Raw genomic sequence first — 11,444 nt, forward strand, 5'->3', positions numbered from 1 at the left:
GACGAGGTCGACGACGAGTCCGAAGCGCAGCCTGGCATCCTCGACCTGCCCCCACGGCATCTCGACGACGCGGCCGATATTGCGGGCCGTGATGGAATCGGGCGTCAGCACGACGCAGGGGCGCAGGAACAGCACCCAGGCGCCCCAGACCGCCAGCAGGCACGGGGCGACGGAGATGCCGAACACGGCCCCGTCGCGCCGCAGCGCGGCATCCCCCAGCAGGAACACCACGCACACGACGACGAGCCAGAACGTGACGAGGGGCGAACCCGCGCGGATGACGCGCCGATTCGCCCCCTTGTCGTCTCGGATCACCGGCGCTCAGGCCCCGAACTCGAAGCCGGCGCCGGGAATCGCGTCGAGCAGGCGACGCGTGTAGTCCTCGCGCGGCGCGTCGAAGATCTCGTCGGTCGTTCCGGTCTCGACGAGCCGCCCCTTCTCCATGACGCACACGTTGTCGGCGACGAGGCGCACGACGGCGAGGTCATGGGTGACGAAGAGGTAGGTCAGCCCGAGCTCGGCCTGCAGATCGGTGAGCAGGTTCAGGATCTGGCCCTGCACCAGCACGTCGAGGGCCGAGACGGCCTCGTCGAGCACGATGATGTCGGGCTTGAGCGCGAGCGCCCGGGCGACGGCGATGCGCTGGCGCTGACCGCCCGAGAGCTCGTTCGGGTAGCGGCCTGCCGTCGACTGCGGCAGAGCGACCTGCTCGAGCAGCTCGCGCACCGCGCGGGCGCGCTCACGGCTGTTGCCGATGCCATGGGTGAGCAGCGGCTCGGCGATGATGCTCTCGATGTTGTGCATCGGGTTCAGCGACCCGTACGGGTCCTGGAAGACCGGCTGCACGCGGCGGCGGAAGCGCAGGAGCTCCTTGCCGCGCAGCTTCGAGACATCCTGCCCGTCGACCGTGATCGTGCCGCTCGTGACGGGCTCGAGGTTCAGCAGCAGCTTCGACGCCGTCGACTTGCCCGAGCCGGACTCGCCCACGAGCGCCGTGGTGGTGCCCTTCGGAATGCTGAACGAGATGTCGTCGACCGCCTTGAGGTCGATGCTCGTGAAGCCGCCCTGGCGGATCTTGTAGACCTTCGTCACGTTCTCGAACGTGATCAGCGGCTTCGCATCGGCTGCCTGCGCCTCGCGGCGCTCGGCGGCGAGCTCGATCTGGTCGATGGCGGCGGTCTGCGCGCCCTCTGCCACGCGCACGCTCGTGTCGACGTGCGACGGCGACTTCTGCGACTGGATGCGGCGGGAGGCGAGGCTCGGCGCCGCGGCGACCAGGCGCTGCGTGTACGGGTGGCGCGGGTCGGCCAGGATCTCCTTCGACGGGCCCGCCTCGACGACCTGGCCGCGGTACATCACGACGAGCTTCTCGGCGCGCTCTGCGGCGAGGCCGAGATCGTGCGTAATGAGCAGCACCGACGTGCCGTAGTCGCGGGTGAGCGTCTGCAGGTGGTCGAGGATGACCCGCTGCACCGTCACGTCGAGGGCCGACGTCGGCTCGTCGGCGACCAGCAGGCGCGGGCGCGACGAGAGGCCGATGCCGATCAGCACGCGCTGGCGCATGCCGCCAGAGAACTGATGCGGGTACTGCTTCATGCGCTTGTCGGCGTCGCCGAGGCCGGCCTCCTTCAGCACCTCGATCGCGCGCTTCTTGACGTCGCCGCGCGAGAGCTTCGGGTTGTTCGCCTTGATGGCCTCTTCGACCTGGAATCCCACGCTCCACACGGGGTTCAGGTTCGACATCGGGTCCTGCGGGACATAGCCGATGACGCGCCCGCGCACGGACTGCATCTGCTTGTCGCTGAGCTTGGTCAGGTCGACGCCGAGCATCTTGGCCGAGCCGCCGGTGACCTTGCCGTTGCCGGCGAGCAGGTCGATGACGGCGGTCGCCGTGGTCGACTTGCCCGAGCCCGACTCGCCGACGATCGCTACGGTCTCACCCTGGTTCACGGTGAAGCTGACGCCGCGCACGGCCTCGAAGTCGCCGCCGCTCTGGGTGCGGAACGAGACCCGCAGGTCGTCGATCTCGAGCAGCGGCTCACCCGGGGCGAGCGCGGCGCCCTCGAAGAGCAGGCCGTCTTGCGTTGGGGCGGTGGTGGTGCTCATCGGTTGGCCCTCGCCTTCGGGTCGAGCGCGTCGCGGACCACGTCGCCCAGCATGAGGAATGCGAGGACGGTGATCGACAGGGCGACGGCCGGGTAGAACAGGGACATCGGCGCCGTGCGGATCGACGCCTGCGCCTGGCTGATGTCGTTACCCCACGACATCACGCTCGGCGGCAGGCCGATGCCGAGGAAGGACAGCGTCGCCTCGGCCACGATGAACGAGCCGAGCGACACGGTCGCCAGCACGATCAGCGGGGCGATCGAGTTCGGCACGACGTGCCGCAGCAGGATCTTGAAGCGCGAGACGCCGAGCGCCTTCGCGCTGAGCACGTAGTCGGAGTTCTTCGCGAGCACGACGGCGCCGCGCACGATTCGGGCGGCCTGCGGCCACGTGAACACGGCGAGCACCAGCGCCACCGTCGTCGCGTTGCGGAACGGCAGCACCGACATGAGCACGATCGCGCCGAGCACCGAGGGAACGGAGAAGAAGATGTCGCCGAGGCGCGAGACCACGGCGTCGAGCCAGCCGCCGTAGTAGCCGGCGACCGCGCCGATGATCAGGCCCACCAGGGCGAAGATCACGGTCGCGAGGATGCCGACGGTGAGCGACGCGCGGGTGCCGTAGATGACGCGCGCGTACACGTCGCAGCCCTGGCGGGTGAAGCCGAGCGGATGCCCGGCCCGAGGCGACGCGTTGCTGAAGTCGAGGTCGCAGCCGAGCGTCGGCGAGGTGTGCGTGAACAGCTGCGGCACGATCGCCACGAGCAGGATCAGCACGATCAGCACTGCGGAGATCCAGAACATCGGGCTCGTGCGCAGGGAATCCCATGCATCGGTCCAGGCACTGCGGGTCTTGGCGCTCTCGTCGACCCGGTCGACCGCGACGAGCGGCGTCTCATCGAGCGGGGCGACGTAGTGGGTCGCCGTCATGTCGTTACTTGGCATAGCGGATCCTCGGATCGAGCACGGCGTACAGGAGGTCGACGAGCAGGTTCGCGGCCATGAAGATCAGGACCATCACCGCGACGAACGACACGACGGTCGGCCCCTCGCCTCGCGTGACGGCCTGATAGACGGTGCCGCCGACGCCGTGGATGTTGAAGATTCCCTCTGTCACGATCGCGCCGACCATGAGGTTTCCGATGTCGACACCGAGGTAGGTGATCACCGGGATGAGGGAGTTGCGCAGGATGTGCACGGTGACGACACGGGTGCGGGTGAGCCCCTTCGCCGTGGCGGTGCGCACGAAGTCGGCGCTCATGTTCTCGGAGACGCTGGCGCGGGTCAGTCGCACGATGTAGGCGAACGAGACCGTCGCAAGCACGATCGCGGGCAGGATGAGCTGCTGCGTCGGCGCCCCGGGGCTCACCGACGGGTTGATGACGTGCCACTTCACACCGAGCAGGAACTGCAGCACGAAGCCCGTGACCAGCACCGGCACCGAGATCAGGATCAGGCTCACGACGAGCGCGACGCCGTCGAAGATCTTGCCCTTGCGCAGCCCGGAGATCAGGCCGACGACGATGCCGGCGACGGCCTCGAAGACGAGCGCGAGGACCGCGAGGCGGGCCGTGATCGGGAAGGCCTGCTTCATCACGTCGATGACGCGCTGACCGGAGTAGGTGGTGCCGAAGTCCCCGCGCAGCAGGCCGGTGATGTAGTACCAGTACTGCACGATGAACGGCTGGTCGAGGTGGTACCGGTGCCGCAGCGTATCGATGACGGACTGGGCCGGCGGGTGGTCTCCGAAGAGAGCACGGATCGGGTCACCGGGCAGCGCGAACACCATGAAGTAGATCAGAAGGGTCGCCCCGAAGAACACGGGGATCATCTGCAGGACCCGTCGAAGGAAATACCACCACATCAGGCGAGCACCGGCTTTCGTGAAGCGGGCTTCGAAGTCATGAGTCTCATCGTTCGTCAAGGATGTGGCGCCCGAGGGATTCCCCCGAGCGCCACATCGTTTACGGATTTACCTGTCTACAGGCTAGCCGCTGTTTTCATTTGAAGGGCCTGAGTGCCCTGGTTCAGCTGGTCAGCTGGCCTTCTTGATGGCGTAGTAGAGCGGCACCGAGTCCCAGCCGAACTGCACGTCGGAGACGCTGCTCGACCAGACGCCGACCTCGTTGGAGTACCACAGCGGGATCGCGGGGAGGTCCTTGAACAGGATCTCCTGCGCCTGCTGGTAGAGCTTGTTCGCGTCCGCCTCGCTCGAGGCCTGAGCGGCCTGCTTGAACAGGTCGTCGACCTGCTTGCTGGAGTAGCGGCCGTAGTTCGAGCCGGCACCGGTCTGGTACAGCGGGGTCAGGAAGTCGTCGAGACCCGGGTAGTCCGCCTGCCAGCCGGAGCGGAAGGCACCGGTCATCTTGTTGGCGTCCTCGTCCTTCAGCAGCGAGGCGAAGTCGGGGTACGACTTGCCCTCTGCGTCGATGCCGAGGGTGTTCTTGAGGCTGTTCGCGACCGCGTCGACCCAGGCCTGGTGGCCGCCGTCGGCGTTGTACGAGATGGTGAAGGTGCCGGTGAACTTGGAGATCGCGTCGGCCTCCTTCCACAGCTTCTTGGCGTCGTCAGCGTTGTACTTCAGAACGTCGGAGCCCTCGATGCTCTTCGACCAGCCGTCGATGACGGGGCTGGTGAAGTCGGAGGCCGGGGTGCGCGTGCCGTTGAAGATGACCTTCGTGATCTGCGGGCGGTTGATCGCCTCGGAGATCGCGGCGCGGCGCAGCTGGCCTTCCTTGTCCTCACCGAAGTGCTTCAGGTAGCCCGGGATGGTGATCGACTGGAAGATCGCAGCCGGCTGGTTCACCTCGCGGCCCTTGAAGTCGGACTCGAAGGTCTGGAACGCGCTGTCCGGAACGGCGTCGAGCACGTCGAGGTCGTTGGACTGGGCGTCGGCGTAGGCGGTGTCCTGCGAGGTGTAGAACTTGATCGTCAGACCGCCGTTCACCGGCTTGCGGTGACCCTTGTAGTCCTTGTTGGTGACGAGCTCGATCTGCTGGTTGTGGGTCCAGCTCTTCACCTTGTACGGGCCGTCGCCGATCGGGTTCTCACCGTAGGCCTTGAGGTCCGAGAAGGCGGCCTTCGGCATCGGGTAGAACGCCGAGTAGCCGAGACGCAGCGGCCACGCAGCCAGCGGCGAGCTCAGGGTGACGGTGAACTCGGTGTCGGAGACCTTCTTCAGGCCCGGCAGAGCGGTGACGGGCTTGTCGTACGAGAAGCCCTCGATGTTGTCGAGGAAGTAGCTGCCGCCGTAGGCGTTGGCCGAGTTGGCGGTCAGGTTCCACGCGTCGATGAACGAGTCCGAGGTGACTGGCTCGCCGTTGGTGAACTTCCACCCGTCGTTGAGCTTGATGTCCCAGACCTTGTTGTCGCTCGACGTGATCGACTTCGCGACCTCGTTCTGGGTGCTGCCGTCGGCCTTGTAGCTCACGAGACCCTCGAAGATCGAGGTGACGATCTTGCCGCCGCCGACCTCGGTGGTGTTGCCGGGGATCAGCGGGTTCTGCGGCTCATTGCCGTTGGTGGTGATGATTGCCGACGGGTCGGCCTTCGCACTGCTGCTGTTGTCGCTTCCGCCGGAACCCGAGCCGGAGCAACCGGTCAGCGTCAGAGCGGTCGCTGCGGCAACGGCGGCGAGCCCCACTCCGATTCGCTTGATCTTCAATTTTCCTCCTGTAGGAATGGTGCAGGCGCGTGCAAGGGCGTTTGTGGACCCCGGCAGCACTCTTAACAGAAAGCAAGATATGCATCCTTTGCGCCTGCGGCCAAACCAGGGCAAGAACCGTTACACGCGCGTAACGCCCACCACGAAAGCGCGAGCAGCGTGAGCATCTCTCGGTCAAAACAGCGGCTCGGGTTCGAGTTGGCCATTGTCCTCGGGCTGTCGCTCGGGGCATCCGCTGTGTATTCGATTGTCGCCCTGCTAGCTGACCTTTCGTCGGGAAAGCCCCTCGCCGAGCAGTCGACGGCGCTCAACGCGGCGCAATCCTCGGTGCCGTGGCTCGACCTCACGTACCAACTTCTGGGGGTCTTCTTCGACCTCTTCCCCGTTGCGCTCGCCCTGTATCTGCTGTGGGAGCCCGGGCGCAGCGCTTTCGAGCGCATCGGTCTCACCCGGCAGCGGCCTGGGCGCGATCTCGGCGGCGGGCTGCTGCTCGCCGCCTGCATCGGGCTGCCCGGCCTCGGCTTCTACGCACTCGGCCGGCTCGCCGGCATCACGGTCGAGGTGCAGGCGTCGCCGCTCGATACGCACTGGTGGACGATCCCCGTTTTGGTGCTGTCCGCCGTGCGCGCCGCATTGCAGGAGGAGGTGATCGTGGTGGGCTACCTCTTCACTCGGCTGCGCGAGCTCCAGTGGGGGACGTGGCCGACGATCATCGCCTCGGCGGTGCTGCGCGGCTCGTACCACCTCTACCAGGGCATCGGGCCGTTCTTCGGCAACGCGGTCATGGGCGTCGTCTTCGGGTGGGTGTACTCGCGCTGGGGTCGCACGGCGCCGCTGGTGGTGGCCCACGCGATCCTCGACATCGTGTCTTTCGTGGGCTACCCCCTGGCCGTCGCGTGGTGGCCTGGCGTCTTCAGCTGACCCGCCCGGGCGCTGCGCTGCCCCCGCGCCCCGGCGCCGCGCCGCCCCGCAACTCGTTCCCGTTCCGGACGGTTGCGCCCGCGGCCGCGGCAACCCGTGTCCGGAATGGGAACGAGTTCCGAACGCGACCGTTTTCCACAGCCGGCGGCGAACGCGCAGTTGTCCACGATTACGAGGGGATGCCCCCACGGGCGCGCCCCGCGAGGCGCTAGGAAGTCTCGCGTGAACAGCTCACAGCAGTCCCGTCTCCTCCTCACGTCGCGCGCGACCTGGGCCGACGCAGATGCCCGCGCTCTGCGGCGCAAGGTCGAAACCGGCGAGATCTCCCGGCTCCGCCGAGGCGTCATGCAGCCGAAGCTCGAGCCGCTGGGCTCGCTCCCGTGGGATCAGCGACCGCACGAGGCTCGACAGCGCTACCTCGACCGTGCGGTGGCCGTGGGCGAGACGCGTCGGCGGGACGTGGTGTTCTCGCATGTCACGGCGCTGGCGATCCTCGGGCTTCCCACCCTCGACCTGTGGCCCAGTGCGGTCGACATCCTCGAGCCGGTAACGAGCGCGCGACGCAGCAAGCGTGGCGTCGTCGTTCACCGCTCGGAGTTCGACGCAGACGACCTCCTCGAGTGGGAGGGGTTCTACGTCACGAATGTGGCGCGGACGATCGCCGATCTCGCGCGCGACGGGGACGCGATGTCGACTGTCGTCGCGCTCGACCACGCGCTCGGGCCGCGGGCCGTTCCGGCCCAGGCTGTGACGAAAGACGAGGTGCGAGCACTGGTCGATGCGCAGGGCCGGTGGGGCCGGACGCGGGCGTTCGAACTGATCGACTTCGCCGATGCGCGGTCGGGCTCCCCCGGTGAGTCCGGCAGCAGAGTCCTGTTCAGCGAGCTCGGGTTCGAGGTGCCCGAGCTCCAGGTCCGCCACCGCCTGCCTGACGGCCGCTTCTACGACAGCGACTTCAAATGGAAGCGCAGCCGCAGTGGCAGACCGCTCATCGGCGAGTTCGACGGCCTCGGGAAATACCTCAAAGAGGAGTACCTGAGTGGGATGAGTTCGGGGCAGGCCGTCGTCAAAGAGAAGCGTCGAGAAGATGCGCTCCGGGCCCTCGACGGCTCCGACTTCATGCGCTGGGGTATGCCCGAGCTGCGCCGGCCCGTGCTGCTGCGCGCTCTGGCGAACCAGCACGGGGTGCCGCGGGCACCGCGACGCCCCAAGTAGTTCCCGTTCCGGACGTGCGCGCCCGCGGCAGCGGGCGCGCACGTCCGGAACGGGAACGAGTTCGTGCGGTGAGCGCCCCTACGCGAACGCCTCCACCGGCGGGCAGGCGCAGAACAGGTTCCTGTCGCCCCATGCCTGGTCGATGCGGCCGACCGGCGGCCAGTACTTCGTGCGCGCTTGGGCGGGCCCCGCCGGGTAGACCGCGAGCTCGCGCGAGTACGGGTGCGTCCACTCCCCCGTGATGACGGATTCCGCCGTGTGCGGCGCCCCGCGCAGGGGGTTGTCGTCGGCGGGCCACGCCTCATCGGCGAGTTGCCGCGCCTCGTGCTCGATGGCGATCATCGCCGCGCAGAACCGGTCGAGCTCGGCGAGGTCCTCCGACTCGGTCGGCTCGACCATCAGCGTGCCGGCGACCGGGAACGACATGGTCGGCGCGTGGAATCCGTAGTCGACGAGCCGCTTGGCCACGTCGTCGACGGTCACGCCGGTCTCGGCCGAGAGCGTGCGCACATCGAGGATGCACTCGTGCGCGACGAGCCCGCCCTCGCCGGCATACAGCACCGGGTAGTGCTCGCGTAGCCGCGCCGCGACGTAGTTCGCCGCGAGCACGGCCGCCCCCGTCGCCCGCGTGAGGCCGTCAAGGCCCATCATGCGCACGTACGCCCACGAGATCGGCAGGATGCTGGGCGAGCCGAACGGCGCCGCCGACACCGGCGCCCCGCCGTGCTCGAGCCCGACGTGCTCGTTCGACTGCGCGAGCGGATGCCCAGGGAGGAACGGCGCGAGGTGTGCCTTCGCCGCGACCGGGCCGACGCCCGGACCGCCGCCGCCGTGCGGGATGCAGAACGTCTTGTGCAGGTTGAGGTGCGAGACGTCGCCGCCGAAGCGCCCGAACTGCGCGTAGCCGAGCAGGGCGTTGAGGTTCGCGCCGTCGACGTACACCTGACCGCCGGCCTCGTGCACGGCATCCGTGATCGCGACGACGTCATGCTCGTACACGCCGTGGGTCGACGGGTAGGTGATCATCAGCGCCGCGAGCTCGTCGCGGTTGGCCTCGATCTTCGCCCGCAGGTCGGCGAGGTCGACGTTTCCGTTCGCGTCGGTCGCCACGACGACGACGCGCAGGCCGGCGAGCACGGCAGAGGCGGCGTTCGTGCCGTGTGCCGACTGCGGGATGAGGCAGATCGTGCGCTGGTCGTCGCCGCGCGAACGGTGGTAGCCGCGGATCGCGAGCAGACCCGCGAGCTCGCCCTGGCTGCCCGCGTTCGGCTGCAGCGAGACGGTGTCGTAGCCCGTGAGCTCGGCGAGCCACCCCTCGAGGTCGCCGATCAGCTCGAGGTAGCCCGCGACATCGGATGCCGGCGCGAACGGGTGCACGTTCGCGAACTCCGGCCAGGTCACGGCTGCCATCTCGGTCGCCGCATTGAGCTTCATCGTGCACGAGCCGAGCGGGATCATGCCGCGGTCGAGCGCGTAATCGCGGTCGGCGAGCTGCTTGAGGTAGCGCATCATCGCGGTCTCGGAGTGGTACGAGTTGAAGACCGGATGCGTGAGGTACGCGGATTCCCGCGCGAGGTCGTCGGGGATCGCCGGACCTGCCATCCCGAAGTCCGTGCGCCGACCGTCTCCCGGTGCCAGCACCTCGCGCAGCACCGCGAGCACGGGCTCGGGGTCCTCGGCGACGGCCTCGTCGACGCTGAATGACACGGTCGCCTCATCGACCTTCCACAGCAGCACGCCGCGGTCGTGCGCCGCCTTGACCGTGGCGTCGGCATCCTCGACGGCGACCTGGACGGTGTCGAAGAACTGCGCCGACGTGACATCCGCACCGTGCGACGACAGCTCCTCCGCGAACGACCTGGCCGTCTCGTGCACCTGGGTCGCGATCGCGCGGATGCCGCGCGGCCCGTGGTACACGGCGTACATCGACGCCATCACGGCCAGCAGCACCTGCGCGGTGCAGATGTTCGACGTCGCCTTCTCGCGACGGATGTGCTGCTCGCGCGTCTGCAGCGTGAGGCGGTAGGCGGGCTTCCCGAAGGAGTCCTGGCTGACCCCGACGAGGCGCCCCGGCAGCTGGCGCTCGAGGCCGGTGCGCACCGCCATGTAGCCCGCGTGCGGGCCTCCGAAGCCCATCGGCACGCCGAAGCGCTGCGATGAGCCGACCGCGATGTCCGCGCCGAGCTCGCCCGGCGGGGTGATGATGGCGACGGCGAGCAGGTCGGCCGCGGCGATCGCGAGCGCGCCCTGCTCGTGCGCGGCCGCGAAGACGGATGCCGGGTTCCACACCTTCCCCGAGGCGCCCGGGTACTGCACGAAAACCCCGAAGAACTCGCCGAGCTCGGCGGCATCGGCTTCGGAGAGGGGAACCACGTCGAGCTCGATGCCGACCGCCGCCGCACGGCCCTCGAGCAGCGCATGCGTCTGCGGGAATGCGTCGGCGTCGACGAGGAAGCGCGACGACTTCGACTTCGAGGCCCGGCGCGCGAGCAGCATCGCCTCGACCACGGCGGTCGACTCGTCGAGCATCGACGCGTTGGCGATATCGAGGCCCGTCAGATCGCAGACCGCCTGCTGGAAGTTGAGCAGGGCCTCGAGGCGCCCCTGCGAGATCTCGGGCTGGTACGGCGTGTAGGCCGTGTACCAGCTGGGGTTCTCGAGCACGTTGCGCTGAATCACGGCCGGGGTCAGCGTGCCGTAGTACCCCTGGCCGATCAGCGAGCGGTTCACGGTGTTGCGGGCGGCGAGGCGACGCAGCTCGGCGAGCGCCGCGCGCTCGGATGCCGCTTCGGGAATGCTCGACCGCTGAGCGGCCTCGGCCGGCAGCTGGATCGACCCCGGAACGGCCGCGCGCACGAGCGCGTCGACGCTCTCGTAGCCGACGGCCGCGAGCATCGCCTCGGTCTGCCCGGCGTCGGCGCCGATGTGTCGGTCGGCGAACACGGAGCGGTTCGCAGGCGTGGCGCTGCTCACTTGCTGGTCAGCTCGTCGTACGCGGCGGCGTCGAGCAGCGCGGGCAGCTCGGTGAAGCGCACCTTGATCAGCCAGCCGGCGCCGTACGGGTCGGAATTGACCAGGTCGGGGCTGTCGACGACGGCCTGGTTGGCCTCGACGACCTCGCCGTCGATCGGGGCGAACAGCTCGCCCACCGACTTCGTCGACTCGATCTCGCCGACGACCGATGCGGCCGCGACCGCGGTGCCCTCGGCGGGAAGGTCGACGAAGACGACGTCACCGAGCGCCGCCTGCGCGTAGTCGGTGATGCCGACGGTCGCGACGTCGCCGTCGACGAGCACCCATTCGTGCTCTTCCGTGTACTGGAGGTTCTCGGGTGCAGCCATGGTCAGCTCTTCTTTCGCTTGTAAAAGGGCACGTCGGTGACGGTGTAGGGAAGCTTGGTGCCGCGCACATCGATGGTGAGCCGGGTGCCCGGCTCGCGATATGCAGGGTCGATATAGGCGAGGGCGATGGGATGCCCGAGCGTGGGCGACAGCGCGCCGGAGGTCACGACGCCGATCTCGGTGTCGCCGTCGGCGGCG

10 protein-coding genes are annotated in these 11,444 nt (G+C 68.4%); 2 read left to right on the forward strand and 8 right to left on the reverse strand.

The annotated features are described in order from the left end of the window. From ACM2XV_RS08295 to ACM2XV_RS08315, 5 genes are all read right to left on the reverse strand, one after another. Positions 1–315, reverse strand: a 315-nt coding sequence (locus ACM2XV_RS08295; RefSeq protein WP_487026591.1) for a PH domain-containing protein, incomplete at its 3' end; no start/stop codon positions are given. Positions 316–321: 6 nt separating this feature from the next. Continuing rightward, positions 322–2,106 carry a dipeptide ABC transporter ATP-binding protein gene (locus ACM2XV_RS08300; RefSeq protein WP_344773990.1) on the reverse strand — a complete coding sequence of 595 codons (1,785 nt, stop codon included), beginning with the start codon at positions 2,104–2,106 and terminating at the stop codon, positions 322–324. Next, positions 2,103–3,050 carry an ABC transporter permease gene (locus ACM2XV_RS08305; protein WP_344773988.1) on the reverse strand — a complete coding sequence of 316 codons (948 nt, stop codon included), beginning with the start codon at positions 3,048–3,050 and terminating at the stop codon, positions 2,103–2,105. Before ACM2XV_RS08305 ends, ACM2XV_RS08300 begins: the two co-directional genes overlap by 4 nt. Beyond that, complete coding sequence (locus ACM2XV_RS08310; protein ID WP_487026592.1) at positions 3,040–3,969, reverse strand: ABC transporter permease; 930 nt, start codon at positions 3,967–3,969, stop codon at positions 3,040–3,042. The genes ACM2XV_RS08305 and ACM2XV_RS08310 overlap by 11 nt, the downstream gene beginning before the upstream one ends. A gap of 171 nt (positions 3,970–4,140) precedes the next feature. Then, complete coding sequence (locus tag ACM2XV_RS08315; RefSeq protein WP_487026593.1) at positions 4,141–5,769, reverse strand: peptide ABC transporter substrate-binding protein; 1,629 nt, start codon at positions 5,767–5,769, stop codon at positions 4,141–4,143. A gap of 198 nt (positions 5,770–5,967) precedes the next feature. Here ACM2XV_RS08315 and ACM2XV_RS08320 point away from each other — a divergent pair, with 198 nt between their 5' ends. Continuing rightward, complete coding sequence (locus ACM2XV_RS08320) at positions 5,968–6,690, forward strand: CPBP family intramembrane glutamic endopeptidase (RefSeq protein ID WP_487026594.1); 723 nt, start codon at positions 5,968–5,970, stop codon at positions 6,688–6,690. Between the two features lie 222 nt (positions 6,691–6,912). Further along, a complete protein-coding gene (locus ACM2XV_RS08325) occupies positions 6,913–7,905 on the forward strand; it encodes a hypothetical protein (RefSeq protein WP_487026595.1) in 993 nt (330 codons plus the stop codon). Between the two features lie 78 nt (positions 7,906–7,983). Here the strand turns inward: ACM2XV_RS08325 and gcvP are convergent, their stop codons facing one another. The 3 genes from gcvP to ACM2XV_RS08340 form a co-directional block, all read right to left on the reverse strand. Continuing rightward, positions 7,984–10,800, reverse strand: a complete 2,817-nt coding sequence (gene gcvP, locus ACM2XV_RS08330; RefSeq protein ID WP_487026598.1) for an aminomethyl-transferring glycine dehydrogenase — start codon at positions 10,798–10,800, stop codon at positions 7,984–7,986. Between the two features lie 74 nt (positions 10,801–10,874). After that, on the reverse strand, positions 10,875–11,246 hold the full coding sequence (gene gcvH / locus ACM2XV_RS08335; RefSeq protein ID WP_487026596.1) for a glycine cleavage system protein GcvH: 372 nt from the start codon (positions 11,244–11,246) through the stop codon (positions 10,875–10,877). Between the two features lie 2 nt (positions 11,247–11,248). Further along, the coding region (locus tag ACM2XV_RS08340) for a glycine cleavage T C-terminal barrel domain-containing protein (RefSeq protein WP_487026597.1) at positions 11,249–11,444 on the reverse strand (196 nt) is incomplete at its 5' end.

The organism is Gryllotalpicola sp. CP2-P1, from assembly GCF_057512245.1.

Bases quoted from the DNA above. Each gene is read 5' to 3' on its own strand.
- ACM2XV_RS08300 (WP_344773990.1), bottom strand. From the start codon at position 2,106: ATGAGCACCACCACCGCCCCAACGCAAGACGGCCTGCTCTTCGAGGGC.
- ACM2XV_RS08305 (WP_344773988.1), bottom strand. From the start codon at position 3,050: ATGCCAAGTAACGACATGACGGCGACCCACTACGTCGCCCCGCTCGAT.
- ACM2XV_RS08310 (WP_487026592.1), bottom strand. From the start codon at position 3,969: ATGTGGTGGTATTTCCTTCGACGGGTCCTGCAGATGATCCCCGTGTTC.
- gcvP (WP_487026598.1), bottom strand. From the start codon at position 10,800: ATGCTCGCGGCCGTCGGCTACGAGAGCGTCGACGCGCTCGTGCGCGCG.
- gcvH (WP_487026596.1), bottom strand. From the start codon at position 11,246: ATGGCTGCACCCGAGAACCTCCAGTACACGGAAGAGCACGAATGGGTG.